18 protein-coding genes and 4 pseudogenes are annotated in these 26,685 nt (G+C 60.1%); 5 read left to right on the top strand and 17 right to left on the bottom strand.

Features of this window, described 5'->3' with window-relative positions; genetic code table 11:
• Window positions 1–30: 30 nt before the first annotated feature.
• The 10 genes and pseudogenes from GKZ92_RS05415 to GKZ92_RS05370 all read right to left on the bottom strand — a co-directional run bounded on the left by GKZ92_RS05415 (window position 31) and on the right by GKZ92_RS05370 (window position 11,225).
• Window positions 31–1,179, bottom strand: a complete 1,149-nt coding sequence (locus GKZ92_RS05415; RefSeq protein WP_155225072.1) for a glycosyltransferase family 4 protein — start codon at window positions 1,177–1,179, stop codon at window positions 31–33.
• Between the two features lie 4 nt (window positions 1,180–1,183).
• The gene (locus GKZ92_RS05410) at window positions 1,184–2,371 is read right to left on the bottom strand and encodes a glycosyltransferase (RefSeq protein WP_155225070.1); all 1,188 of its coding nucleotides are present in this window, start codon (window positions 2,369–2,371) and stop codon (window positions 1,184–1,186) included.
• Entirely contained in the window at window positions 2,368–3,348 is a 981-nt protein-coding gene (locus GKZ92_RS05405; RefSeq protein ID WP_155225069.1) for an NAD-dependent epimerase/dehydratase family protein, read from the bottom strand. Before GKZ92_RS05405 ends, GKZ92_RS05410 begins: the two co-directional genes overlap by 4 nt.
• 69 nt (window positions 3,349–3,417) lie before the next feature.
• Complete coding sequence (locus GKZ92_RS05400) at window positions 3,418–4,248, bottom strand: glycosyltransferase family 2 protein (protein ID WP_155225067.1); 831 nt, start codon at window positions 4,246–4,248, stop codon at window positions 3,418–3,420.
• The gene (locus tag GKZ92_RS23935) at window positions 4,241–4,750 is read right to left on the bottom strand and encodes a serine O-acetyltransferase (RefSeq protein WP_329602430.1); all 510 of its coding nucleotides are present in this window, start codon (window positions 4,748–4,750) and stop codon (window positions 4,241–4,243) included. Before GKZ92_RS23935 ends, GKZ92_RS05400 begins: the two co-directional genes overlap by 8 nt.
• 141 nt (window positions 4,751–4,891) lie before the next feature.
• The gene (locus tag GKZ92_RS05390) at window positions 4,892–5,695 is read right to left on the bottom strand and encodes a hypothetical protein (protein WP_155225065.1); all 804 of its coding nucleotides are present in this window, start codon (window positions 5,693–5,695) and stop codon (window positions 4,892–4,894) included.
• A 682-nt stretch (window positions 5,696–6,377) separates the two neighbouring features.
• Window positions 6,378–7,325 (bottom strand): annotated as a pseudogene (locus GKZ92_RS05385) (GDP-L-fucose synthase family protein); the annotation flags it as partial.
• Between the two features lie 15 nt (window positions 7,326–7,340).
• Window positions 7,341–8,363 (bottom strand): GDP-mannose 4,6-dehydratase, encoded by a 1,023-nt coding sequence (gene gmd, locus GKZ92_RS05380; protein ID WP_155225063.1) that lies wholly within the window; start codon window positions 8,361–8,363, stop codon window positions 7,341–7,343.
• A gap of 43 nt (window positions 8,364–8,406) precedes the next feature.
• Window positions 8,407–9,708 (bottom strand): UDP-glucose dehydrogenase family protein, encoded by a 1,302-nt coding sequence (locus tag GKZ92_RS05375; RefSeq protein WP_155225062.1) that lies wholly within the window; start codon window positions 9,706–9,708, stop codon window positions 8,407–8,409.
• A complete protein-coding gene (locus GKZ92_RS05370; protein ID WP_155225061.1) occupies window positions 9,708–11,225 on the bottom strand; it encodes a sugar transferase in 1,518 nt (505 codons plus the stop codon). Before GKZ92_RS05370 ends, GKZ92_RS05375 begins: the two co-directional genes overlap by 1 nt.
• Window positions 11,226–11,925: 700 nt before the next feature.
• Between GKZ92_RS05370 and GKZ92_RS23860 the strand changes: the two genes are divergently transcribed.
• Window positions 11,926–12,885 carry a glycoside hydrolase family 26 protein gene (locus tag GKZ92_RS23860; protein WP_329602429.1) on the top strand — a complete coding sequence of 320 codons (960 nt, stop codon included), beginning with the start codon at window positions 11,926–11,928 and terminating at the stop codon, window positions 12,883–12,885.
• A gap of 64 nt (window positions 12,886–12,949) precedes the next feature.
• Window positions 12,950–13,240, top strand: coding sequence for a hypothetical protein (locus tag GKZ92_RS05360; protein ID WP_155225060.1), 291 nt, complete (start codon window positions 12,950–12,952; stop codon window positions 13,238–13,240).
• A 163-nt stretch (window positions 13,241–13,403) separates the two neighbouring features.
• Here GKZ92_RS05360 and GKZ92_RS05355 read toward each other — a convergent pair.
• The 7 genes and pseudogenes from GKZ92_RS05355 to GKZ92_RS05325 form a co-directional block, all read right to left on the bottom strand.
• Window positions 13,404–14,704 (bottom strand): IS3 family transposase gene (locus GKZ92_RS05355; RefSeq protein WP_155225059.1). Its coding sequence is split into 2 segments (ribosomal slippage): window positions 13,404–14,431 and window positions 14,431–14,704, totalling 1,302 coding nucleotides; the frame shifts between segments, so codons are not numbered across the junction.
• Between the two features lie 51 nt (window positions 14,705–14,755).
• Window positions 14,756–15,352: pseudogene (locus GKZ92_RS05350) on the bottom strand (ATP-binding protein); the annotation flags it as partial.
• Complete coding sequence (istA, locus tag GKZ92_RS05345) at window positions 15,349–16,860, bottom strand: IS21 family transposase (protein ID WP_075863973.1); 1,512 nt, start codon at window positions 16,858–16,860, stop codon at window positions 15,349–15,351. The pseudogene GKZ92_RS05350 and the gene istA, both read right to left, overlap by 4 nt.
• A gap of 163 nt (window positions 16,861–17,023) precedes the next feature.
• Window positions 17,024–17,884 (bottom strand): annotated as a pseudogene (locus tag GKZ92_RS05340) (IS481 family transposase); the annotation flags it as partial.
• A gap of 196 nt (window positions 17,885–18,080) precedes the next feature.
• The gene (locus GKZ92_RS05335) at window positions 18,081–20,195 is read right to left on the bottom strand and encodes an acyltransferase family protein (protein WP_155225058.1); all 2,115 of its coding nucleotides are present in this window, start codon (window positions 20,193–20,195) and stop codon (window positions 18,081–18,083) included.
• A gap of 16 nt (window positions 20,196–20,211) precedes the next feature.
• Window positions 20,212–20,394: a cellulose synthase (UDP-forming), glycosyl transferase family 2 gene (locus GKZ92_RS05330; RefSeq protein ID WP_139319549.1), complete on the bottom strand. Its 183-nt coding sequence runs from the start codon at window positions 20,392–20,394 to the stop codon at window positions 20,212–20,214.
• Window positions 20,391–22,202, bottom strand: a complete 1,812-nt coding sequence (locus tag GKZ92_RS05325) for a glycosyltransferase family 2 protein (RefSeq protein WP_155225057.1) — start codon at window positions 22,200–22,202, stop codon at window positions 20,391–20,393. The genes GKZ92_RS05330 and GKZ92_RS05325 overlap by 4 nt, the downstream gene beginning before the upstream one ends.
• A 66-nt stretch (window positions 22,203–22,268) precedes the next feature.
• On the opposite strand from GKZ92_RS05325, the gene GKZ92_RS05320 reads away from it, so the two are divergent.
• The 3 genes and pseudogenes from GKZ92_RS05320 (at window position 22,269) to GKZ92_RS05310 (ending at window position 26,638) form a co-directional block, all read left to right on the top strand.
• A complete protein-coding gene (locus GKZ92_RS05320) occupies window positions 22,269–23,495 on the top strand; it encodes an alpha/beta hydrolase (protein ID WP_442903326.1) in 1,227 nt (408 codons plus the stop codon).
• A gap of 95 nt (window positions 23,496–23,590) precedes the next feature.
• Window positions 23,591–24,418 carry an SGNH/GDSL hydrolase family protein gene (locus GKZ92_RS05315; protein WP_035753212.1) on the top strand — a complete coding sequence of 276 codons (828 nt, stop codon included), beginning with the start codon at window positions 23,591–23,593 and terminating at the stop codon, window positions 24,416–24,418.
• Between the two features lie 968 nt (window positions 24,419–25,386).
• Window positions 25,387–26,638 (top strand): annotated as a pseudogene (locus tag GKZ92_RS05310) (DUF222 domain-containing protein).
• Window positions 26,639–26,685: the final 47 nt, after the last annotated feature.

Below are 26,685 nucleotides of genomic sequence, written 5' to 3'. Positions count from 1 at the left end.
GTTCGAAAACTACGTTGGCCATAATATGACCTAGCTCGGATTCGCAAAGAACTGATGAGAGCTTGAACCCGCTCTTCGAGATGAGTCGACTTCCATCGAACGAAGAATGGATTCGAAACTACGGCGAACAGCGTCGACCGTGAACTGCTCAAAGAACCGCGATTCCCGGTTAATACTGAGGCGAGATGCAGCAATCACGCCCTCCGCGAACTCTTCAGGGGTACGTCCGTTCACTAAGAACCCCGTAATGCCGTGTGCGATAGCGTCCGAGACACCCATCGCTTGCCTACACGCCACGACAGGAATACCCCGCCGACCTGCTTCGATGAGAACATTACCGAACCCCTCAAACTCCGACGTCAACGCAAGTACTGCGGAATGTCCAACCTCTACATCCCACCAAGCATCTACCCAACCGTGCGAGCGATAGTCGATGCGAAGTTCCGCAAGAGAATCCGTAACCTCCGCAAGAAGTGGACCAGTACCAAACAGCTCAACTTGCGACAACAACCCCCGCCTCGACAGATGCGTAGCCACTTCCACAAACAAATCTGGAGATTTCTGCGGCACGAATCTCCCAGAGAAGATCAAAGAGATTCTCGGGTCTTCATCCAATACAGGTTCCGACGATCTTTGAGCTTCACCACCGCTATCCGGCTGGACGACATTCGGAACAATTACAACTTTATTAGGCGGCAACCCGAAAAGCGCTCCGGCTTCGCCGGCCACAGCGCTCGATACGGCGATTAATATATCGGCTGTTCGGTAAAGTCGCTTAGCGAGTAGAACCTGGGCCCGAAACAATGCTGAGCGACGGCGCGATAGCGGGGTCAACAGGTTATGCTCCGAGATTACCGTCCGCGGTCGCCTGCTCCGATCTATGGTCAATGCGACAAGGAGCATCAAAATGTTTGTGTACGTCAACAACGAAACGATAACATCAGGCTTCTCACGAATAAGGAGACTACGGAGAGCACGAACTCTTCCGAGGTGAGACCCCCCCTTAGTTCCGATGGATAGGCCGACAGCGCTGGACGCTTCGTGCGTGAACACAGTTTCGACTTGATACCCAGCCTGCGTAAGGGCACTGGACCACAGCGGTGCGAGCGCTTCCGCCCCGCCGCCCGAACTACCGGGGGCCAGAACGAGAATCCGTCCACTAGGATTGGCGACTTCCATCCGCTTATGGCACACGACTAAACTTCTTTCGAGTTACCTCAATCAAGCTAGGAACAGCAATGTCCGCCGAGCGTGTACGAACAGAGTCGCAACAATACTCATCGTGGACAGGATTGCTCAGAAACTCGAGAACCTTCGCGCCTATCTCTTCGCTATCCCGGCCAGAAACGCGCAGACCATTAGAACCATCGAGGATCCTGTCAGGATCGGCTTCCGAGGTTGCAATAACCGTCAAACCAGTCGCGAGCGCCTCTGCAACCACTCGCGGGGAGCCCTCGAAGTGGGACAGCAGCAACATTGTGTGAGCCCGCTGCATCTCGTGAGCAACCTCAGACCTTGGTACCGCACCTGCCAACACCACACGATCGGACAAACCCTCCTCCCGAACGCGACGTTCAACTGAGTCGCGGAGCGACCCTTCGCCAACCATGAGCAACGTCACGTCGGGACGGCGTCTCGCCACGACAGCGAACGCTGAAACTACCAACAGGGGGTCCTTCTGCGATTCGAGACGGCCTACGAACAGCAATTTGTGCCCCTCCGAGGGGGATGTTCGAATCCGTGAGGGCGTAAAGACGGTGCTGTCGTACCAGGTTACAGCGGGGATTACGTTTCCGCTGAGCGCCAGCAATCGTTGGTAGTCAGTCGCGGTGAACGCGACAACCGAACTCGCGCTGCGTAAACTGACCCGCTCTAGGGCGAAGTAGAATCGACGAAGTTTTCGCCAGACCGACTCCGACGCGTCCGAAGTCAGGCCACGAGCATCGTTGTGAACAAACTGGCAAAATGGCCTATTTCGGAATAGTACGGCGACCACAGCACCGATCTCGATGCGGTGCACTTGAGCCGGCATATTCGGTAATCGGCGCCGATATCTGGCGAGACCGAGTGCAAGTCGAAATGAGTGCGGAACCTTCAGGCTTCGCGTGCTAACCGTACGATCAATACGTGCGACGGGAAAGAAGCATATCTTTCGTCCTGCGAGGGGAAAGACATGCCAAGTTCCTAAAGCCATTGTTGTACTGCGGGTCACCCCAACGATGAGAATATTTTCATTCCCAAACTTCACCAGATCGTGTATACACGTGTCGGTTCCACCTGGGACAAGATTCTCGGGGTCGATCTGATCAATAACTAAACGGCTAGTGGTCGGATCAAGTTCTTCGATCTCCATGCCCTCGGCAGATATCATTCCGTCTCCTCGAGAGATATCTCGTCCCGAGCCCAGCCATATTGGATAGCGAGACCTTCATTCAGACTGACCGACGGTTCCCAACCCAGCACTGTCCTAGCGCGCTCACTCGAACCGCCCGTTCTAGTGACATCCCCTGTCGCGAAATCCGTATAATCAATATCAACGTTCCGCCCGCTAATCTCCGATAGAGTAGCTAGAACCTGATTAATTGAAACGCTTGACCCGCCGCTGATATTAAGAACGGTTCCGGGAGAAACATCGTTCACTAAGCTTAGTACATTCGCAGCGACGACATCACTGACGAAGGTGAAGTCTCGAACTTGGGTTCCATCCCCGTAAACCGCGATGGGCCGGCCCTGAAGATGAGCTGTACAAAATCGTGTGAATGCCATATCGGGGCGCTGCCTCGGTCCATAAACCGTGAAATAACGAAGCGAAACCGTAGGAAGTCGGAAATTTGCGGCGTACAAGGAGCACAAGTTCTCAGCCGCCAACTTTGTTACACCATACGGACTACGAGGTCGCGGAATGGTCGATTCATCAGTAGGATAGCTCTCCGCGTCACCGTATACGGATGACGACGAGGCGAAAACGAACCTCTCAAGCAGCGGAAGCGTCTTCGAAAATTCGAGCAGGCGCTGAGTAACAGCGATGTTCCGGTCGATGTGAAGCGAGAATTCAGTACCCCAGGAGCTTCTAACCCCTGGTTGACCAGCCTGATGAAATATCGCCCTCGTTGTCGACGGGATGACCGACCCAAGATCGGTAGTAAGCAGATCTGCGGCCACGAGTTGCAAATGATCGCCCTCAACCTCGTGCAGCGAACGCTGGTTGCGCCGTTTAGTAGACTCGCTGTAGTACTCGTTGTATGAGTCAACCGCGATAATCTTGTCATCCGGAAAGCGACGCAACAACTCTTCGACTAGATGGCTACCTACGAACCCAGCGGCGCCGGTTACAACAATCTCACCCATTTAATACCTCTCTATGCGCACCCATGGTTTCGACATCGTCGATCCCGGTAGCGTGGGAGCCCAATCTAACTAGTGGCGACCAGGGACTGCAACGCGAGTAATTATTGACCTCATTGTCCACAATGTGGCAATTAAGCTCGTTACCATGAAGTCAATGGTCGATGAACCAGCAACAAATCGGTTATTAGCGGCCCTCATTCGGCGGTACAAAAATTCACGTTTGAGATATGTTGTGTCCTCGTGAACCCCCCCGATCTCGAAGTCGCTGATGTACCGAACCCAAGAAGCTGGTGAACTGTGCAGATTGGCTCGAATTGCAAACTCTTGATCGCCGGCGTGGCCGAAATCCGAAGAGTAGCCACCTACCTCTTTGAACAGCTGCGCAGACACATACATCGACTGATGGGGAACAAACTGGAATCCAAGTTCAAGCTTTCGGGCATTGAACGGCATCTGCGATTCGCCGCGGATAACGACGCCATCCGCGTTCTTGTACCGAATCGAGCCGTAGCCCCATTCCCACTCTCCGCCTTGCCATTGTTGAGCAACAAACGACAAGTCGTCATCAGATGTAAATGTGTCGGCGGAGTTCATGAAGACTAAAATATCGCCCGTTGCTCGAGCAGCTCCCTTATTCATTGCGTCAAAGATTCCTGAATCGGGCTCGGATGACCAGGACACGCTGTGACGATAAGAGTAGGATTGGAGGAACTCTAGAGTTCCGTCGGAGGAATTACCATCCACTATTACGTGCTCGACCGAAGGATAGTATTCCAGCTGCCGCTCGACACTTTCTACCGTCCGTCTCAAACCTTTGAGGTCGTTTAGACAGACCGTCACTACTGAGACCTTCGGCGCCGCCCGGCGGAACGATCTGCGCTCCGAAACCTCGTTAGTCATACTTCCATCCGTCCTTGGGATACCAATCAGGCATAACCTGTCGAGAACCGCGCTCGGCGATAACTCTGGCAGGGCTACCCGCAACAGTGCTTCCTGCCGGCACGTCGCGATTCACAACCGAGTTTGCACCAATGACAGCCTCGTCACCAATCTGAATGTCGCCATAAATCACCGCCCCCGGCCCGATGTACACACGCGCGCCAATTGTGGGCGGACGCTCATACTCTCGAGCCCCAATATTCGTTGCCGAATGTAAGCGGCATAGCGCGCCGACCCGGGCTCGTGAATTCACGATTATTGAACCGTAGTGAGCGATTGACAACCCCTCTGCGAACACGCCTGGTGGTATCTGTATCCCAGTCCGGAGGGATTGCCGCCTGAGCGCTATCGAGTACGGCGACCTGGCGAGTAATGCGCTCTTGCCATCGATTGCTTGTCCTAATTCTACGAACCTCAGAAACCGCTGATAGAAGAGCGGCGGGTTATAGTAAGCTAAGGTCATCCTCCATCGCGTCTCGCCATGAGCGGCTAAATCAGCTTTGAGTGCGGTTTCCAAGGACTGCATTTGCAAAGGGGTCGCGCTGCTGAGGAGGCGATAGGCCAGCCGAATATGTTGCGGTATTTCAAGATTATCACTCACACTTCAACCTCTGTACATAGTCGGCACATGGCAATCCATCAGATTCGAGGCATTATCCAACGATTCCGGTGTCCCTCTACTGCCTTTCCGCGCAGCCTTCGCAACCAATGGGACGCTCGACGACTTTCTACTATTGAGCGCTAGTAGTACAAGGAAGAGAGCAAAACCCAACGTAAGATGCGTATTGGCGTTCATCGGCGAGAATAGCGTGTCCCACAGCGCGAGGGTGATCATATAGAACGTCAAGCCGGGCACCGGGGATCTGCGCGCGCAGACATTGGTGATGCCACCGAGTAGCTTGAATCCGGCCCACAACCAAAACGGGATAGCCAGTAATCCCGCGAACAGGATGGCGGAGAACGCCTGCGAATGGGCCTTGTACCCAAGAGTCGAGGCCTCTAATCCTCCGGTCAGATACACTACCTCGCTTCGCTCGGTGGGTCCGGTAAATGATTCTACAAACGTTAGAGCTCGACCCGACTGCTCAATATCAATCGCGCTGTACGAACCAATTCCCGTTGGAAGATTGGACCCTGCGAGATACGCAGTCATTGGCAATTCTTTTCTGATGGAAAGGAGGAAACTTGCATCATTCGCGTTGTCTCGAATCTGCTGCGCTTGCGCGCGCTCCCCTAGAGCACCAGATATTGCGACCGCCGGGTAAAAGAGGTACATCGCAGCGGTAAGTCCCGCCAATAGGAGCAGAATCCCTGAGCGACCTTGCAGTCTGGAACCGAGCAGGATAACGACAATTGCAGCCAGTATGAACAATGCCGTCTGAAAGCGATTGTCGTATATTCTCGACACGATCGCGAGCGTCGCGAAAATCGCAGCTATCGCGTACCGCGGGAGCCTCATTCGGTACCCGGCCGCAACAGCAATTATCGCGATTGGGACACATAATCCGTACTTCCATGGATTACTAGTGCTAAGCACTCCGGTTGACAGCTTTAGAAGCAGCCATCCCGTGCCAAACGCTATAGCCACCAGATCTGTCGCGATCCGCTTAATTGCAACGAGGTAAAAGAGTCCCGAGGCAGTTAGCGCTATCGTCGGACCAACGTAGACGAGAAAAGTAACGTAGTACTGCTCATGAACGAAGTTGCTGTAAGCCTGTCCAACTGACCAGATGGTGCATGTGGCCCACAGCATCAGAAATCCGGTATACCCACTCAACGCCGAAATGATGAGAGGCGCTGCAAGCGCGATCGAAATTGTTAGCGCGGAAACCGAGCCTGCGCCAGCGAGAGGCACAGCGCCTAGAATGGTCAGACCGGCCAGGTACGGCCAGTCGCTGAAAGCGCGTCCCTTAGACCTCTGTACCTTCGCTGCGCACATTTCCGAGACCATCGGCTTGGTCCTTCCTGACCGCGTTCGCCCGCCTGGCGTAGTTCCCCGGCGTCATCTTCAGGCTGTTTTGCATAAGGCTGCTACTCCGATCGCCGCTCCTACGATGTTGGTCCCCCGACGTCTCCGATTCAGGGAGCGTTGTTCGAAACCATTCGACCGTCTGCCGAATCCCGTCCTCAAGTCCGATCGTCGCTTTCCAACCGGACTGTGTAAGCCGTGAAACATCAAGTACTTTGCGTGGAGTACCATCGGGTTTAGAAGTATCCCACTGAGTTTCTCCAGTGAATCCGACGACTCTGGCCACGATTTCCGCGATCTGTTTTAGAGTCGCGTCCTCTCCGGTACCGACATTTATATGACTCGGATCATCGTACGTCTCGAGAAGATGGAGACAGGCAGACGCAAGGTCATCCACATGCATAAGTTCTCTCCGCGGTGACCCGCTCCCCCAGTTTGTAACCACCGGAAGACCCTCAGCCACCGCGTTTGCATAACGCTGAATTAGCGCCGGGAGAACATGCGAATGCGTTGGTGAGAAGTTATCTCCTGGCCCATACAGGTTGGTCGGCATTGCCGATATCCAAGGCAGCCCGTACTGTTTCCGGACGGATTGAACGTTAATTATTCCTGCAATCTTTGCGATCGCGTATGCATCATTAGTCGGTTCTAGGGGTCCTGTGAGTAGCGAGTCTTCACGAATCGGCTGTTCAGCAAACTTTGGATATATACAGGAAGATCCGAGGAAGAGTAGTCTCGGAACCTCCACGCTGGCGGCCGCGTCCAATAGATTGCTCTGAATTTGAAGATTTTGCGACAGAAAATCGACCGGATAATTGTTATTAGCCTGAATTCCGCCAACTTTAGCCGCTGCCACTACAACAACCTTCGGGCGCACTTCCTGGAAAAACCGAAATACTTGGTCGCGATTTGTCAGATCTAGTTCATTTCTATTCCTGCCATGAAGTTGGGTAAAACCCTCGGCCTCGAACAACCGCCAGATTGCAGAGCCAACGAGTCCGCGGTGTCCGGCGACGTACGTAGCGACATTCCTATCGAGCGGTCCGACTGCAAAATCTTCGCTTATCATCCACTAGTCCTTCATCTAAACCCAGTAGTTAAGAACGGGACGATCTACCCACGGCTTGCCTTCGCTCTCGAGTGCCGCGATGTCCGCGTCAACCATGATTCTGGCTAGATCCATAGCGTTGACGGTGGCTTCCCAGCCCAGCGCCCGGCGCGCTCTAGTCGCGTCACCTACGAGCGCATCGACTTCCGTGGGGCGGAGGTACCGCTCGTCGAACTTAACGTGCGCTTCCCAGTCGAGTCCGGCGTGATCGAAGGCTGTAATGAGGAAGTCCCGAACTGTGTGTCTTTCACCCGTGGCTAGAACGTAATCGTCAGGTGCGTCAGCTTGAAGCATCCGCCACATTCCTTCTACGTACTCAGGCGCATATCCCCAGTCTCGGACGGCATCCAAGTTCCCCATGTACAAATACTGTTCGACGCCTGCCTTAATTCGGGCTGCGGCGCGAGTTATCTTGCGCGTTACAAACGTTTCGCCGCGGCGTGGTGATTCGTGATTGAACAAGATTCCATTCACGGCGAACATGCCGTATGCCTCACGATAGTTTTTCGTGATCCAGTAGGAATAGACTTTTGCGGCTCCGTAAGGCGAACGTGGATAGAATACGGTTTCCTCATTCTGAGGAGGCGGTGAAGCTCCGAACATCTCCGAGCTTGACGCTTGATAGAACCTGCAATCGACCCCTGCGAGACGAACCGCCTCAAGTAGGCGGATTGAGCCCACACCGGTAGTGTCGGCCGTGTGTTCGGGTTCGTCAAAACTCACGCGAACGTGCGATTGAGCGGCAAGATTGTATACTTCGTCCGGGTTGATTGAAGCTACAAGAGTAACGAGTCTAGCTCCGTCGCTTAAGTCACCGTAGTGGAGGAACAGCCGCGCGTCCGTCTCGTGCGGGTCCACGTAAAGATGATTGATTCGAGACGTGTTAAAAGTCGATGACCGGCGGATAAGCCCGTGAACCTCGTATCCCTTCGACAGTAGAAGTTCCGCGAGGTAGGACCCGTCTTGCCCGGTAATACCAGTAATTAGAGCTTTCTTCATTTCTCTCCAGTTTTCGTCTTCTCTGGCTTTCGTACGTGCGTAGTCACGCTCTGTAGCTCCAACCAGCGGTGATCCATTCGCTTTTCGGAAGACACAGTCGACCGTCGATAACGTTTCTGTGTCTGACCACTGTTCCGAGTTGTTCCGGATCGATATCCCGGAATTCTGGCCATTCGGTAAGTACTAGGACGACGTCCGCTTTCTGGCATGCTTCCGAGGCAGAGGTTGCGTAGTCCAACGTCGGGAAGAGTAGGCGCGAGTTGTTCATCGCCTTCGGGTCGTAAACGGTTACAGACGCCCCTTGCAGTTGGATCTGACCCGCGACGTTAAGTGCGGGTGAGTCCCTGACGTCATCAGACTCAGGTTTGAAAGCAGCGCCGAGAATGGCGATCCGCCTCCCAAGAAGAGTCCCACCGCACACATCCTTGGTCAGTTCGACCATTCGGGTGCGACGTCGCATATTGACGTTGTCTACCTCGCGCAGAAAGGTAAGAGCCTCGGCAGCTCCTAGCTCGCCAGCACGTGCCATAAAAGCGCGGATGTCCTTTGGCAAGCACCCGCCGCCGAAGCCAAGTCCCGCGTTCAGAAACTTCCGCCCAATTCTCGCGTCGTATCCGATCGCGTCCGCGATTGCTGTGACGTCTGCGCCGGCGGCGTCGCACACCTCGGCGATTGCGTTGATGAACGATATCTTGGTTGCCAAGAACGCATTCGCTGAAGTCTTCACTAGTTCAGCAGTCGCAGGATCGGTGACGATCATCGGGGTCTCCGCTTCCAAAACAGAGGCATAGATTTCACGACAGAGAGCCTCTGCTTGTCCGCCTGGGAAAGCGCCGATGACGATTCGGTCAGGGTGGAGGGTGTCCTGCACCGCAAATCCCTCTCGGAGGAATTCGGGATTCCACGCGACCTCGACTTGGACGTCCTTGGCAAGTTCGTCCACACGCTCCGATAGGCGACTTGCCGTCCCCACCGGCACAGTCGACTTTCCGAGGATCAAGGCATCATTTCGCAGCATCGGAACCAGTTCCTCAACCGCTGAGTCCACGTAGCTCAGATCTGCGCTGTATTCGCCCTTCTTCTGTGGCGTTCCCACTGCGATAAAGAAGACATCGGCAAATTCGGCCGCCTCCGCGTACGAATCAGAGATCTTCAGCGCTCCAGTATCGATGTGTCGCTTCATGAGATCGGGAAGGCCGGGTTCGTAGAACGGAACTCGGCCTTCGGCCAATTGCGCTCGCTTCTCGGGTACGACCTCGATGCCGAGAACTTCGTGGCCCAATTCGGCCATGCACGCTGCATGCGTCGCGCCCAGGTAGCCCAAACCAAGAACGACCATCCGCATTAGTACGCACCATCCTTCGCAACTACCGCTTTCACGGTTCTCCACAGGATCAATGCGTCCTGCATGATCGACCAGTTTTCGACATACGACAGATCGAGCCGGACGGACTCCTCCCACGACAAGTCTGAACGTCCCGAAACTTGCCAAAGTCCAGTCATGCCAGGCTTTACGAGCATCCTGCGCGCAACCCGCCCGTCGTAGCGTTCAACCTCTTCTGGCAGAGGCGGCCTCGGACCAACCAGGCTCATAGAGCCACCTAGAACATTGAAGAGCTGAGGGAGCTCGTCGAGGCTGTATCGCCGGATAAACCTACCCACCTTCGTGACACGAGGATCTTCGCGCATCTTGAAGAGCACGCCAGACCCCTCGTTGAGTGCGCGCAAGTTGTCCTTTAAGGCGTCCGCGTCTTGGACCATCGACCGAAACTTCCACATTGAGAAAGGCGCGTTATTCAGGCCAACCCGGCTGGCGCGATAGAACACTGGGCCATCGGAGTCGAGCTTGATCGCGATCGCCACGGCCAGGAACATAGGTGCCAGGAGCGCAAGGATGGCCGCAGCACCGACTCTGTCGACCAACGCTTTGCGGAAGCGATTGGCCCCTTCGTATCTCGGCTTATCGATGTGGAGCAGGGGGAGACCAGCGACCGGTCGAACCATCACTCGAGGACCCGCAACGTCGGTAACGCCTGGAGACACCATCATGTCAACGTCAAGCCCTTCGAGATCCCAGGACAGTGCTTGCATCGCATCGTGCCCCAGAGCTTCAGCAGACGTCACAGCGACGGTGGTGGCGCCAGCCTCGAGGACCGACTCACAGACGTCATCGAACGTTCCATATACCGGAATCTGTGTGTCGCCGACGGGCACGGACGTCCGTTGGCCGGCTCGACTCGGGAGACAGAGTCCGACAACTCGAAAGCCAAGATTCGGTTGACGGTGCAGACGATCAATCAGAGGAACGGCCGAAGCTTCGCTACCGACGATCAGGACATGCTCCACGTTTTCCGACCGCAATCGCTGCCGCCCAAGTCGCTGCCGCCACAGCCAACGGGAAACCAGCAGACTCGCGGTGCCGACCGGAAGCGCGATTGCGATGAAACCCCGTGCGATGTTCAGGCGGAAGAGCAGGTCGACCATCGCAAGGACACCGAACAGTGCAAGACACGCAGTGACGACTCGGCTGTACTCCTGTGAACCTGAGCCCACGATTCTCCGGTCAAGCGTCTGGAAGGCACGCAGCGACAGAATCCAACTGATGGCCAGAACAACCGACACGAGAGTCGCCGGCGCTTGCACAGAACCGTTAGGGACAAGTGCACTCTCGGCGCCAAAACGCACAAACTGAGCGAGCAGGACCGAAGCGGCAACTATCAGTGCGTCACTCCACGCGAGCCGAACCACGTAGCCGTGGATCCAGGAACGCGAACGTTCCCGCGCCCTGCTGGCAAAGCGCAGTCGCAGGGGGGTGCGCTCCGTACTCCGTCCCAATGCTTCGTAGGCCGGACGATGGGCCACAGCCAACCTCCCAAAACAAAACTGATGAACTCGAAGGCGGCGATCGGCCCCTACGCCCAACCACCAGAGCGTCGACGACGCCCGCCCGCAATTGGCTACGCGGATGTTAGGGAGCGTATTTCAGAGTGGTCATATGTACAACTTGAACGCTTTTGTAGTCCAGCCGGACGACACTTCAGGTTACTAATTTGTAGGAACGTCCAGTTAGCAAAGACAGGCGCCCCTAGGTGCCGATCCACTGTGACTTGCTCCACACATCAGACCCGTCTCGTGGTCACTAGGGACCAAAGTCCCTAGTGAAATCTGCTGCGCGGCAGGCGTTTCAGCAGGCCAAACCATATCGCACAGATAGTGACGGATCTCATAGATTGCCGCCATCTACGGATTCCGAACGTTGTCGCAATGCACCTTCCTTCGATCACGGGCCCCAGATCGGGGGACATAACCGCACGGACTTAGTTTCTCTAAACAGTTACGGAAACTATCAAATGTCCGAATTCCGACACGCTCGAGTCTAATTTGTCTCAAATACTCGAAACTCGGAACAGAAATTGGTTTCCGTAGCGTGAACAGCCCGTTGGCTACGCGTTGCGACCGCCCCAGGTTCTCGAACCAACCCGGCGACAGCAAGAATGACTGAGTGATCGATAACGCGAGGCCGAGAGAGCAAGGTGCCAGACTCCCGCGTCGCGCGTTCTTAATGGCCACGCTAGCGACGGCGATGGCCGGGGTTACTTCGTGCAGTGTAGACGGTCACCCACAGCAGCAACCGCTTGATCACCGGCGGTCCTGGGGAGCGTTCATACCGACAGTGACTGACGCAGGTCAGCCAAGACCCAGCTCGATCGCCCGACTTGAATCTCTCGCCGGCTATAAGCCTTATTATGTGCACCTATTCGCAGCAATCCCAGATTCACTACCCGTCGCGACCCTCGATCTCATACGCGGCAGTGAGGCAACCCCCATCCTGACTCTTGAACCTTGGGACCCCAGCAAAGGAAGCGACCAGTCCTTCTTCTCACTCGCGACCATCGCTGCTGGTCAACACGATTCGGACTTGTCCCGATGGGGAGCACAGTTGGCTGCGTGGCCCTATCCAGTCCTGCTCAGGTTTGCGCAAGAGATGAACGGAACCTGGTACCCATGGTCGATAGGAACCAGCCAGAACACGTCCGACGACTACCGCGCCGCCTGGTCGCGAATGCATTCGATCATAAGAGACAAGGCACCGCACGTTCAGTTCGTTTGGGCGCCAAATGCAATCACTGAGGGCACTCGAGACTTCACCGATTGCTACCCCGGAGACGGCGTCGTGGATTACCTCGGCCTGGACGGTTACAACTGGGGTCAGTCACCAGGCCACCAATGGCAGTCCGCCCAAAAGCTCTTCTCTGAAAGTCTCGAGGCGCTGGGCAAGTTGAGCTCGAACCGTCCCACGCTTATCACTGAAGTTGGGTGCGCCGACGGCACTACCCCGAATCTCAAAGCGGAGTGGATTACAGACTTTTTCCGAGTCATCGAATCTGCACCGTCTGTCCTCGGCTTTATCTGGTTCCAGATGGATAAGGAACGTGACTGGCGGTTCAATTCGTCGCCTGCCAGCACCGAGAGCTTTCGCAGCGGACTGGCGCGTTGGATGAGTAGCAGCCCGCTGGGCTAACGGTCGCCTGGCACTGTCGGCACCACCAGGTTGCGTGAGTATCAACGGCAGGGATACTGGTGCGATGCCCGCCCAGCCCGTCGACCCATCTGTGTTCCATGCGTTGGTCCTGCTGAACCTCCTGTTCGTCACGGGCGCCTGGTGCCTGGCTCGACCTACCTACCGAGCGGCGGTCGTCATGGCGGGCGTGTCGTTCGCATGGTTTATGTGGAATGGGCCGGTCGAGGGACGAGTTTTGATCTCAATCAATCTGGATCACGGCTTCACCGAGTCGGACATCCTGTCGATCCTCGGAGTCGTAATCGCTGCAATTACCTTCGTGCGCACCCGAGAACGGCGGCGGTACGAGGAGTAGGTGGGGTCGGGGTTTTGGTTGCCGGGTCGCCAGCCCTTCGAGGCTCCTCGCTAACGCTCGTCACACCTCAGGGAGCGATGGAGGCTCCTCGCTAACGCTCGTCGCACCTCAGGGAGCGATGTGGGCTCCTCGCTAGCTGTAAGACCCGGGCAGGTTGTGTGAATCACCCTAGGTTCTGTGCCGCCTCCAATGTGGGCTGGTCCTCGGGGCCGAGGCCAGAGTAGTGGAGCGTTTCGAACTCGGTCGGGGGTATCTGGCCGATACTCGAGTGCAGCCTGCTGTTGTTGTACCAGTCGACCCAACCGGCGGTCGCGAACTCGACGTCGGAGACGGTCTTGTACGGACCGGAGTGGAAGATCGTGGTCCGGATGCACTCTGTCTTGTACAAGCCGTTCACCGACTCGGCCAGCGCGTTATCGTAGGCGTCCCCGACCGTTCCGATCGACGCGGCGATGTCTTCCAGGCGCAGACGCTCAGTCAGTGTAACCGATGTGTACTGACTACCGGCATCCGAATGATGAATCAGCTCAGCAGCTTTCACCGGATGCCCTTCCCGATTCCGCTGCCACAGTGCCATCCGAAGCGGGACCGTCACCAGCTCCACTGTCTTCGATGTCGATGCGTGCCACGCCACGATTCGGCGCGAGAACACGTCGATGATGAACACCACGTACACCCACCCAGCCCATGTCCGGCAGTACGTGAAATCGGTCACCCAGACCCGGTTGGGTTCGGCGGCACTGAACTGTCGGTTCAGCAGGTCCTCCGCGCGTACACCATCAGCGGATCTGACGGTCGTGCGGACTCCCTTGGACCTTCGAATTCCATTGTGGCCTAACACTTTCATCGCTCGATCAACGGCGCCATAGGACACCCCAGGCAGGGTTGTCCGGTGCAGATGGGCGCGCATCTTCACCCGCCCGTAGAGGCCCTCCGGAGTCATCTTCCGCCGGCCGTCGTCATCGGTGCGCCAGACGACATTGCGCACCGCCTCGACGACGTGAGCGTCGGAGACGGTCCGTGCGGCAGGTGCCCGGGTTCGCCACGCCCGGTAGGTTCGTGCGGCAACCATGCAGCCCTGCTCCCGCAAGACCCGGCAGATCGACTCGACCGCAAAACCGTTGGCGCGCATCTGATCAATGAACGCCACGATCATCGGTTGCGGGGGTCGAGTTCCCCCGCGAAGAAAGTTGTCGCCGCTTTCAGAATGGCGACGTCTTCGCGTAACTGCTTGTTCTCCGCCTTGAGTCGCTTGATCTCGGCGGACTCCTTCGAGGTGGTCCCCGCGCGGGCGCCGGCATCGACCTGTGCCTGCACTGCCCACCGACGTACCGTCTCCCCGCCGACACCGACCTGCTTGGCGATCGCTTCGGCAGCGGCAGTCAACGACGTGTACTCGCCGCCGTGCACCTCCAGCAACCGCAAGGCCCTCGAACGGACCTCCGGATCGATTTTCTTAGGCATGAGCTCATCCTTCCTGACTCAGAAGGAAGCGGCATCAAACCAGGGGTGGTTCACGAGCCGGAACAGTAGTTGGGTGCCGGTGTCGTCGAGTGGTGCGAATCCGATCTCGTCGAGGATGAGCAGATCTTGGCGTAGCAGGGTGTCGATGGTTTTGCCGACGGTGTTGTCGGCCAGTCCGCGATACAGGGTCTCCACGAGGTCGGCGGCGGTGAAGTACCGCACTTTGTGTCCGGCGTGTACTGCGGCGATCCCCAGCCCGATCAGGGTGTGACTCTTGCCAGTCCCGGCTGGGCCGATCAAGGCCAGATTGTGTTGGGCTCGAACCCATTCCAGTGAGGATAGGTATTCGAAGGTGTTGGCCGGGATGGAGGATGCGGCCACGTCGAACGATTCCAGGGTTTTGGTGACCGGGAACCCGGCAGCTTTGAGTCGGTTGCGGATGTTGGAGGCATCACGAGCGGCGATCTCGGCTTCGACCAGGGTCCGCAGCACTTCTTCGGGTGTCCATCGCTGGGTTTTCGCGGTGAGCAGTACCTCGGGTGCGGTGCGGCGGATCGAGGCGAGCTTCAATCGGCGTAGCGCTTGGTCGAGGTCGGCCGGTAGTGGCGGCACTGTTGGTGCAACTGATGTCGATGTTGTGGTGGTCATGACACCTCCTTGTCGCCGGCGCCGAGCTTGTAGGCATCCAGCGAGCGGGTGGGCGCGGTAGGCAGGTGCCCGAGCAGTGCTGTGCCGGCCGGTCGCGGGTTGGGGGTGCCGGCTCCGGCATCGAGGATCGAACGCACATCGGCGGCCTTGAACCGTCGGAATGCCACCGCCCTGGTCAGGGCGGTGAGCACCTGTTCGTGGCCGTGGGAGGTGACGAGCCCGAGGATGTCGTCGAGTTCACCGCTTAGGCGGGTGTTACCGATCGCGGCGGCACCGACCAGGAACTGCTCAGCAACCTCACCGAGAGCGCAGAACTGCTTCTCTGCTGCGGTTTTGGGTCGTGGTGCACGACTGGGCGGTGTGCGTGGCCCGCCGTAGTGGTCATCGTTGAGGACGACCTCTCCGGGTGCGGCCAGCAGATGTTCGGCGATCACCTCGCCTGAGGCGGGTTCGGCGATCAGGAGCCGTTCACCGTCCTGGATGAGGGTCACGGTGGTGCCGATGAGCCGGTTGGGTACCGAGTAGCGGGCCGAGGCGTACCGGATACATGAGAGGCGATCGACCTTTCGGGTGACCGGCGGTGGGCCGACTTGGGCCCGCAGAGATGGCAACGTCGACAGCACTTCTCGTTCCACATCGAGTTGCTCAGCAGGCACGCACAGTGTGTCGCTGTGGCGGCGGGTGTTGACCTCGACACACCAGTCCCGCGCGGCCCGGTTCGCTGCGTGCACATCCAGCTGCACGTCGTCACGACCAGCGGCGATCTTGGCTTCGGTCCACAACGGTTGCGCCAGATCTGACTGCGCGTACCCGCAGAGGTTCTCCACGATCCCTTTCGATTCCGGATCGGCGCCGTGACAGAAATCCGGGGCGAACCCGTAGTGGGTGGCAAACCGCACATACGAGGGGGTGGGTACGACGACGTTGGCGACGACTCCACCTTTGAGGCAGCCCATCCGATCAGCGAGTACCTTGTTGGGTACTCCACCGATCTCCTCAAAGGCTTCAGCGATGAATCCGAGTGTGGTGGTGGATGTTTCATTGGTGGCGAACCGAACGAACCGCCAGCGTGAGAACGCCAACACCGCGCAGAACATGTGCAGGCCGCCGATCACGGCCCAATCGATGACCAGGTAGTCACCCGGAGCCCACACTGCCGGGCGACGCCCACGATGGTGATCACGGCGCCACTGTGTTTTCTCCTGGGCGACGAGACGACGGAAGTTGCGGGCCGAGCCTGCATAGCCCGCCGCTCGCGCTACTGGTAGCAGACGTTTGGCGGTGATCCGGCCGTGTGACCGCTCGACTCGCTCGGCGACCAGCTCGGCGACGGTGTCGTAGTTGCGGGCCCGTTCCTTGCGATCGGGTGGTTGATCGTCGGCCTCGAACCGGTCGACCACACGTTTGACGGTCTTGTGGGTGGTGCCGCACACCTCGGCTGCGGCGCGATAGCTTCCGAGTTCTCGGTAAGCAGAAATGATGTCCATACGGTCCTTCGCAGACTTCAATGGAACTCCCAGGCGGTGATGGTGATCGGTTGGCACCTTCACCGTCATCGCCTGGGCCCTCAGTTCCGGGTCGACACGACGAACACAGGGTGGGGACTTTTATCTGGCCACCAGCGGGGACCTCGACCTGGCCACCAGTGGGGACTTTCTCATGGCCATGGACAGCGCGGGCGGTTTCTGAGCTGTAGAACTCGGCGTAGGCCCATTCCGAGGCCAGGGTGCGGTTGAATCGTTCGACCTTGCCGTTGGTTTGCGGGCGGTAGGGACGGGTCTTCTTGTGCTTGATCTCGGCGCCGAGGGATTCTGCGAAAACCTTTGAGCGGTAACAGGCGCCGTTGTCGGTCATCACTCGTCTCACAGTGATCCCATGTTGGCTGAAGAAGGCGTTGGCGCGGTCCCAGAACTGCGCGGCGGTCTCTTTGCGTTCGTCGGTGAGGATCTCGGAGTATGCCAGCCGGGAATGGTCATCGACGGCGTGGTGCAAGTACGCGTACCCCGGGCGGTGTTTCTTGTTGTGCCGGTTACCGATCGTGCGCCCGAGTTTGCGGTGGCCGCCGCCTTCGGGGATGCGGCCGAGTTTCTTGATGTCGATGTGGATCAGGTCGCCGGGAGCGTCGTGTTCGTAGCGTCGTGGCGGTGTCCGGCGTACCGGAAGCCCGGTGGCCTGGTCGAGGTGACGCAACAGCGGCATCCGATACCGGCGCAACACCGCCTCGACGGTCGATTTTGCTAGCCGCAGGTGCGCAGCGATTCGTGCAGCGCCCCAGCGACGCAGGAACCGCAACTTGATGATTCGACGTTCCCGGCGCACAGGGAGCTGATGGGGTGACCGGTAGGGGCGGCTGGACCGATCTGCCATGCCGGCCTCACCGGTCTGCCGGTAGCGGTCGGCCCACTTCTTGGCCGTGGCCGGTGAGCAGTTGAACCGTTCGGCGGCCCGTCGTAGAGGCCAGTTCTTATCGACGACGCACTGAGCCAGGGCCAGACGGCCACGTTCGGTGAGGAAGGCATTACGGTGGGTCATGAGGGCCTCTTGGTGATCGGCGTGTGTGTGGTAACCACATCGATACCGGAGGCCCTCACCTGTTGACCGGCACCACGCCGTTCACAACCTCCCCAAGAGTTACAGCTAGCGCTCGTCACACCTCAGGGAGCGACGGGGGCTCCTCGCTAACGCTCGTCGCACCTCAGGGAGCGATGGGTACGCTCCTCCCCCTGGCTTACCGAGCGTTGTAGTCGAACCTCTGCTTGTCCAACTGCGCGCGAAGCGCCGGCTCGAGGACCCGCGCGGCCGTAGCGGTCAGGTGCGAGTCGTCGCGGTAGAAGAGGATCTTGTTGTGCGCGGCGAAACACGAGTTGCCCTCGCACAGCAGGTCGTTGACGCTGACCGTTGTCACGTCCTGGTATTCGTCACGTGACGCGGCGTCGGTGATCGGTTCGATGCGCGGGTAGTCGTCGTAGTTGAACTCGCACTTGGTCCAGTTGTCTATCGAGCCGGAGATGCAGTCGGCCACCTGGAAACCCGGGTAGGGCGTGTCGGCGATGTAGACGAGCTTGGCGCCGGTGTTCCGCAGCTGGATCATCGTGTGCGTCCACGCGGCCTCGGAGACCACACGGTCCGGCACATACGTCGACAGCGACGAGACGAAGATGATCCGCGGGCCCACCTCGGCGATGCGCTTCAGCGTCTCCTCGCGCCACTCCTGGCAGTCCGGCTTCACGTACGGGTCCGGGATGCGGGGCTGAGGCCGCAGGTGCTGGGCCGGGCATGCGGCCTTGGTGAACTGGTGGATTCGCCAGCCGTGGTCGGCGCCGAGGTTGCGGATCGCCTGCGCCCACTGGTCGGCGTGACTGTCGCCGAAGAGCACCACCGGGATGCCGTCGGCCGGACCGAAGACGCAGTCGGTGCGGGGCGCGGTGTCCCCTACCGGGATTAGGCACTCGAACGGTTCGGGCCGGTCGTCGAACGCCTGGAACGGGTTGGGCGTCACCGCGCCGGACTGCTCACCGCTGTCGGTGCCGAACACCGACTGATACGTGAGCGACGCGTTCGCGACGGTGTCGCGGCTGGCCACCTGCACGGTGATCACGCCGGCGGTCATCGTGACCGCCAGGGCCGCGACGACGCCGGTCAGGCCCAGCGAGATCGACGCCGAGTCATTGCGTTTGAGCTCGCGGTTGCGCAGCAGCGGTTCCTCGAACAACAGCGTCGAGATGGTCGCGAGCACCAGCGATCCCGCCGACACGGCCAGCAGCACCGGCCAGCTCGATGACCCGACGACCGCCTCGTACAGCACGATCGCCGGCCAATGCCACAGGTACCAGGCATACGAGACCCGGCCGAGGAACTTCAGCGGTGGCGTCGCCAACAAGCGTCCGACGAACACCGAACCCGTCCCGACCGCACATCCAGAGGCGATGACCAGCGCGGCACCCGCGGTCGGGAGCAGCGCCGCAGTACCGGGATACGGCGTGTGGGCGTTCACGATGAACGCCGCGACCACGATGCCGGCCAGACCGGCCCAACCCAGCACGAGGACAACGAGCTTGACAGCGCGGATCCCCCCGAGACGCGCGAGGACCGGCAAACCGATGGCCACCAGGCCGCCCACTCCGAATTGCCAGGCCCGGGTGTAAGTGGCCATGTAGGCGGTCGCGGGATCGGTGGGCGTCAGCACGATCGCCCACACCAGCGATGCCACGCTGACCAGTAGCACCGCGATCCCGACCGACCAGCGAACCGACAGGTTTTCGCGCAGCCGTGTCCGCGTGGCGAGCGCACCCGCGCCGATCACCAGGAACGGCCAGATGAAGTACAACTGGGCCTCGATGGCGAGCGACCAGAAGTGCGTCGCCAGGCTGCCGTCGATCGCGCCGGCCAGATAGTCGGCGTTCTGCTCGATGAAATGCCAATTCGCCAATTGTGCTGCCGCGGCCAGCAGATCGAGGGCCTGCTTGAACACCTTGAGCAGCGGCATGAAGATCGCGGCGCCGATGATCGACACCACGATCACCAGGGCGGCCGGCGGGATGATGCGGCGGGCGCGTCGGGCGAAGAAGCCGCGCAACGAGATCCGCTCGTGGCGCTCGTACTCGCGGACCAGTAGGCCGGTGATCAGGAAGCCGGAGATCACGAAGAAGACGTCGACGCCGACAAATCCGCCGGTCAGATACGGGACGTGCGAGTGGAACAGGACCACGAGCAGCACCGCGATACCGCGCAGGCCGGCGATGTCCTCGAAGAAGGTCCGCGGCTTCACGCGCGTGTCGGCAGATTCCTGCGTCGACGAAACGGTGAGTGCGGCCATCGGTTTCGTCGGGGCGTCGTAGGTCATACCCTCGCCCGGCCGATCACTTCGTGTCCCACGGGAGCATGAGATCGAACCAACCGAGCGCCATCGCCGCGATGAACAGGATCACGCACGTGTACCCGATGACCTCCCACACCGAGATGCGGTTCCAGTTGGTCGGGGTCGGGCGTTTGGGAGTGGCTGCGGGGCGGGCGTCGTCGGGTGCGGGACCGAACGGCGTCATGAGGCGATCTCCTTCGGGTCGATCTTCCTCAACTGCACCGTCTCGGCGTCGTCGTAGTCGGTGGCGGCATCGTTCGCGTCGATGTCCTCCGGTTCGACTTCCGCGCTGCTGCTACGACGCCGCGGGATCAGGATCTTCACGAACTCGACGAACAGCGGCAACGCCAGATACGTGTAGGCCAGCACCAGCCCGACCATCATCCAGAACTGGGCGAGCCCGTACACCATCACGTCCCGCACGATGAACACCCAGAACGCCAGCAACGACGCCCCGAGCACCGTCGCACCGAGCCAGGCGATGGAACGGGCCAACGAATTCGACCTGCCGATCACACCCGTTGGCACCCAGCCGATCTCCCGGCCGATGATCTTGTGCCAGATCGCCACCGCATGCGCGTAGCTGTACGCCATCTGGATGCGCAGCACCTCGAAACGCCAGCGCGTGCGCGACACGAGCGGGAACAGCACCACGTACACCCACAGGCCCAGCAAGAACGGGACCAGCTGCACGGGCCGGACGTCCTCGGGGTAGAAGGCGGCCATGATGACGCCGGGCAGGAAGAGCAGGAAGACGTTCAGCGCAGTGGTGACGTAGTACAGGACACCGGCCCAGCGGGCGATGCGCTGGCGGAGGGTCTGCGACTGTGGGCGGTCGCCCTTCGTGACGGCACTCCGCAAGCTCCGTGCCTCCTCAGGGAGCGACCGGGTGCGGATGCGCGTCAGCGTCCCCTGGCACCAGCGGTACTGCTGGTTGAGGAAGCCGGCGAGGTCCGACGGGCACAGGCCGCGCGACAGCAACACGGGCACGTAGCGGATCGTGTAGCCGGCCTGTTGGAGGTGACGTCCCGTGTGTAGATCCTCGCTGTGCTCGATCGCGGCGAAGCCACCGACGCGCTCGATCGCGCTGCGCCGGTAGACCGCCGACGTGCCGACACAGTTGGCCGCACCGATCCGATCGCGCGAGGGCAGCACCCAGCGGTAGAAGAACTCCTGCGTCGCGCCGGCGGTGCGCTGGATCCAGCCCATCGACTCGGTGGTCGCGAAGCATTGCGGACTCTGGACAATCGCGACTTGCGGGTCGTCCAAATAGGGGACCAAATGTCCGAGAAAATCCGCGCGCGGACAGAAATCGGCGTCGAATATCACGATCAATTCACCGCGGCTGATCTTGCACGCGTTCCGGAGGTTGCCCGCTTTGCGGAGGTGTCCTCTGTCCGGACGAACGACGTAGTCGAATCCGAAAGACGCTGCGAGATCGTGAACTTCCTCGCGCGCGGCGTCGTCGAGCACAAAGACCGACAGGCGTCCGGGCCAGTTCATCGCGACGACGTGCTGGTAGGTGTTCCGCAGGATCTCTAGGCTTTCGCCGCACGTCGGGAGAAAGACATCGACGCTCGGGTAGCGGCCGTCGTGCGGATTCCAAGATGTGACGCGTTCCTGATGCGACGCCCACGTCACCCGTCGTTTGTTCATCCCGGTTAACAAAGAAAATGTGTTGCCGATCACATTCAAAACGAGGACAAAAAGGACCGGGGTCAGCCACACATGGGTGGAGGCAAATGCGACAAGTGAGACAGAGACCAGCAGAAATGCGGCGATCAGAACCAGCTGAATCCAGCGCATCTGCGGTCCGAGGTACTCGTAGACCTCGTCGTCGGTCGGCGCGGTGACGAACTGGGGATTATCCTGCAGCACAGGCGGTTCGGTGTGACGTCGACCACTGCTCGCAACCGCCGCTTCGTCGTCGATGAGCCCGGAGCGGTCAGCGGACGACGCACCTGTTGTACGGGTCCCGACAGTCAGCTCCACCCACTCAGAATCATTCAACCAATACGTCGACGCAAACCGCAGGAATGGACGGGTTACCGTTTCAAGGTGAAATCCAGGTGGGGCCGAGCGCGGTCCGTCGGCGTGTGTGTCGCCGTCGTGTCCGTTTTCGGGATGGGGATCGCCGCATGTACGTCGACATCGAACGATGATTCGACGGCGGGCGCGTCCAGTTCGACGGCGTCGTCAACGTCGGTGAAGCTGAGCGCGGAGGCCGTCGAGCAGCGCGGCGAAATCGTCCGGACGGACGACATTCCTGAGGCGTGGTCATTGCCGAACGGCACTGTCGCCAAGCGGTTGGTCTACCGGTCGACCTCCGGGGTCGACGGTTCGGCCACGAATGTGAGTGGCGCGGTGTTCGTTCCGGGGCCCACTCCCCCGGCCGGCGGATGGCCGCTGATCGCCTACGCGCACGGAACCACCGGCATCACTCCGGATTGCGCGCCGTCGGACCAGGCGGACATGTTCGGCGACCTGACCGCGGTCCGAGATTTCCTCGACGCGGGATACGCAGTGGTCACCACCGACTACCAGGGACTCGGCACCCGCACCGGACAACAAACTCCGCACCCATACCTGGAACCGGTCACCGCCGGATACAACGTCATCGACTCCGCTCGGGCGGCTCAGTCCACCGGACTCGGCATCAGCCCTCGCTGGCTGGCCGCGGGCCGGTCACAAGGTGGCGCGGCGGTCTGGTCGGCCGCCGAGGAGTTCGGCGGCTACGGGGGCGGCAGCGGTGAGCTGCTGGGTGTCGTGGCCGTCGCACCCCTGCTCGACCCGCAGTACTTCGCAACGCGAGCCCAGGAGAACACGCTCACCCGAGCCCAGCAGCACCTGTATCCGCTGGTCGTGCACGGAGTCTCGCAGGCCGATCCGGCGGTGAGGCCCGGCGACCACCTCTCCGCCCTGGACACCTCGTCCGTACCGAAGTGCAAATACGACCGCACCGCGGTGTCATTGCTGTCCGTGCCCAAGAACACCTCTCTGGGTGCCGTGACCCCGCAGGCCGCCCAGACCCTGCACGACCGGCTCGCGGCCTACGCCCTCCCCCGGACCACGACCGAGGTGCCGATCCTCGCGGTGTACGGCGCCGCCGACGACGTCGTACCAGTCGATGTGATGGAAGACACATTGAGGCGGGCGTGCGATGGCGGAGATCGGGTACTGAGTGACCGACAGGAACTGCAAGGGCATATCGTCGATCCCGGCCCCGCTATGGCGGCCTGGGTCCGCGACCGAGTTGCCGGACTGCCCGCACCGAGTAATTGTTGAAACAAACGAAGCCTGACGCCTCACGCATGGCCGATAAATGGCCGCTATGGTGACAAAGTCGCCAGACGAGAATCGTGGGTTGGGAGACTGGTTAAATGTTCAATGCCGTGAAGCGCATTGCAGGTTCTGCACCGATCTGGGCATGGATCGTCATGGTCGTGTGTGCAGTGGTCCTCGTCGTCGGTCTCATCGTGTCGAGCAACCGCACCGCGCCGACGTCGGACACGGCGGCGCAGATGACCCCCACCAGCTCGACCCCGCTCGAGCCGCCCGCCACCCTCGCCTTCGTCGAGGACGCCAAGGCCCATGCGGCTGAGCCCAGAACGATTGTGCTGCTCGGCGACTCGACCGGTGCCGCCCGCGACGGCTGGGCACCCAAGGTCGGCACCGCGATCAGCCAGACCCTTCAGCGGCCGATGGCAACCAAGTTCTGGAACACCACGACCAATGATTACGGCGCAATGGTCGGGCTCGGCGACGGCCCGAACGGACCGATCGGATTCTGGAATGCCAGCGCTTCCGGGAAAGATGCGAATTACGCGGTCGAGAATCTCGGCAAGATGATTCCTGCAGATGTCACGCCGGATTTAATCCTGCTTAATTTCGGACATACGCAGGATGCCGAGACCCCGCTCGCCGAACAGCTGCAGCCGCTCATCGCACAGCTCCGCAAGCAATACCCGAACGCCGACCTCGTCGCGATCAAGCAGAGCCCGGCGCAGGGCAAGAACACCGGTGAGCGGACCGCGGGCTTCGCGTCGGCCATGGACGCCGAGGGCATCCAGGTCATCGACGTCTACTCCGCCTTCCCCACCGACGACGCCGCGCTGGCGCCGCTGCTGAAGGACACCGTCAACCCGAGCGCCGCCGGTCAGCAGATTTGGACGACGACCGTTCTCAAGGCTTTTGAGGTTCAGGCGTAGATCTTCTCCGATCGAGCGCCGCATCAATCAGCTCCTACGCCGCACTCCCCAGGCGAAGGGACCACCGCCGCACTCGACGGCCTGCTCGAAACGCTTTCTCGTAGAACGTTCGGCCGTGATTGTCGGCCGAGGTGCATAGTCCGTGATCGACGCGCAGCTGCAGAATCCTCCGAGTGTGCGGCGACTGCTCCACTCAACGGCCGCCCGGTACGCCTTGTACACGGGTTGAGAAAAAGTCGTGGCGATGAGCCACCGGATCGGTGAACGCGTTTCGCGCCGAACCCCCTACGTCGTGATGGACCATCGCCGAGTCGCCCCGGATTCGGGCGGACGGTAGCCGCGAGCACCCACCGATGATCCGGCTGCAGCGCTACGCGCAATTCCCGTGCACGCGCCCCGTCGACCTGACTGCCGCGCACCGGTCCTGCTCGACGCGCCGCCCGCTCGGGACGATCTGCGGAGCAGGTCCTTGCCGCCAATGCGGACACCGTCGTGGCGGCGGACACGGTCGGCCTCGGCCGAGTGGAAAGCCTGCCGGCTCTGGCATGGGCCAGCGGAGGTGGCGCGACGCTCATCGATACGTATGAGCTCCGGGGCGTCGGGATGTGGGACGGCGATACAGGATCGCTGCCTCGCTACCCGCGATCCACGACCTCTCGCAGCACTGCCGCTTCACAGACTGTGCGCACGAGACCGAACCCGACCAAAGGTGATCAGTCGAGCGCTCTCCGCGCACTACCGGGATCGGCGAGTTCGGTCCTACCCCGGATTTCCTAGTTCGATGTATCGCTATTCTGTGGATTGATCGTCATTTATCCACAGATCTTGTTACTTCTGGGATTACTGTTCACTGGTGTTGCATCATTTCTTTCGCAGGCGTGAAATAGATTGCGAGCAGCGGTAACTCGCTGACAACTGTCATGGACTTTCTTCGTGCAGTCGAACATATGTTCGTGTACAAAGGATTCATGGCACCTCTCGAATCCCTCCTCGACCAACTCGCCGGAATCACTCCACGCACGGACGATCCCACTGGCCGCGCGACGTTTTCACAGCTGGAGTTCTTCCGATTGGTCCGTAACCTGGCCGATCACAAGATCGGCACGCACGCAGCACACCTCGACGATCTGCATATTGCAGAGAAGGCGGGGTCGACCCTCAAGAAGCTGCTGATCGAGATGGGGTTCGCACCCGCGGTGTCGACGCGCACCACTCGCATCGCCGGCAGTCTCGGAGTGCTGGGCAAGGTCGAGGCCTGCGCCGCCGACGGACGGTTCTCGGGCGAGATCGTCGACGCGATCGTGCGTGGTATGTCCGTCATCGAGAAACGTTCACCCACAGCACTTTCCGACGACGAGCGGGCGGTCTACGAGTCCGGCCTGCTCGCCCAAGCCCTTTACGGTGCCACACCTGCCGAGGTTCTCAAGCACGCTCAGATCATCGGCAACACCATCGCCGACGACGAGGGCGGCATCCCGACGTCCGACGACCGCGCCCTGCACATGCTGTCGCACCACGTCACCGACGACAACCGGGTGGAGATCCACGCCAACGTGACCCAGAGTGTGGGTGAGAAGTTCATCGCCATGATCGACGAACGCAGCGTCCCACGTCCCGAACCCGACGGCTCCCCCGACCGCCGCTCGGCAACCCAGATCCGCGCCGACGCCCTCGAGGTGCTGCTGGATCAAGCCGCAGCGGGTGCGACGCTGGACACCATCGGGACACCCCGCACCCACATCGTGATGACCATCCCGGCTACCGGCGACCCAGCCACACTCCCCTGGACAGGATCTGTCACCCATGCCATCGCCCGACAACTGTCCTGCGACGGCACCTTCACCGAGGTCATCATCGACGGCGAGACCGTGCCGCTACAGATGGGCCGCGAACGACGCCTGTTCCCAGCGCACCTGCGCACCTGCGCACCTGCGCAGAGCGATCATCATCCGCGACGAGACCTGCATCAAATGCGGTGCGCCACCATCGCATACGCAGGTCCACCACATCGAGCACTGGTCCGACGACGGTGAGACCGAACTCGACAACGGCTGCCTGCTCTGCCAGCGCTGCCACACCCAGGTCCACCACCACGGCTGGGACATCATGATCGGTTTCGCCCGCCACCCCTGGCTCATCCCGCCTGCCGATATCGACCCGCAACGCCGCCCGCTACCCGCCTACAACCGACGCACCATGCGCCTCGACGACGCCGCCTGACACAGACTTACGCGCAGCACCTTCCGCACCCGGCATAGCCGGGACCG

The organism is Gordonia sp. 135, assembly GCF_009720185.1.
Classification (GTDB): Bacteria; Actinomycetota; Actinomycetes; order Mycobacteriales; family Mycobacteriaceae; genus Gordonia; species Gordonia alkanivorans.
This window is presented reverse-complemented; position numbering and strand designations above follow the sequence as displayed.

Excerpts from the sequence above, each read along its gene's own strand:
- GKZ92_RS05415 (WP_155225072.1), bottom strand. The coding sequence starts at position 1,179 with ATGGAAGTCGCCAATCCTAGTGGACGGATTCTCGTTCTGGCCCCCGGT.
- GKZ92_RS05410 (WP_155225070.1), bottom strand. The coding sequence starts at position 2,371 with ATGATATCTGCCGAGGGCATGGAGATCGAAGAACTTGATCCGACCACT.
- GKZ92_RS05405 (WP_155225069.1), bottom strand. The coding sequence starts at position 3,348 with ATGGGTGAGATTGTTGTAACCGGCGCCGCTGGGTTCGTAGGTAGCCAT.
- GKZ92_RS05400 (WP_155225067.1), bottom strand. The coding sequence starts at position 4,248 with ATGACTAACGAGGTTTCGGAGCGCAGATCGTTCCGCCGGGCGGCGCCG.
- GKZ92_RS23935 (WP_329602430.1), bottom strand. The coding sequence starts at position 4,750 with ATGACCTTAGCTTACTATAACCCGCCGCTCTTCTATCAGCGGTTTCTG.
- gmd (WP_155225063.1), bottom strand. The coding sequence starts at position 8,363 with ATGAAGAAAGCTCTAATTACTGGTATTACCGGGCAAGACGGGTCCTAC.
- GKZ92_RS05375 (WP_155225062.1), bottom strand. The coding sequence starts at position 9,708 with ATGCGGATGGTCGTTCTTGGTTTGGGCTACCTGGGCGCGACGCATGCA.
- GKZ92_RS23860 (WP_329602429.1), top strand. The coding sequence starts at position 11,926 with ATGGCCACGCTAGCGACGGCGATGGCCGGGGTTACTTCGTGCAGTGTA.
- GKZ92_RS05360 (WP_155225060.1), top strand. The coding sequence starts at position 12,950 with ATGCCCGCCCAGCCCGTCGACCCATCTGTGTTCCATGCGTTGGTCCTG.
- GKZ92_RS05335 (WP_155225058.1), bottom strand. The coding sequence starts at position 20,195 with ATGACCTACGACGCCCCGACGAAACCGATGGCCGCACTCACCGTTTCG.
- GKZ92_RS05330 (WP_139319549.1), bottom strand. The coding sequence starts at position 20,394 with ATGACGCCGTTCGGTCCCGCACCCGACGACGCCCGCCCCGCAGCCACT.
- GKZ92_RS05315 (WP_035753212.1), top strand. The coding sequence starts at position 23,591 with ATGTTCAATGCCGTGAAGCGCATTGCAGGTTCTGCACCGATCTGGGCA.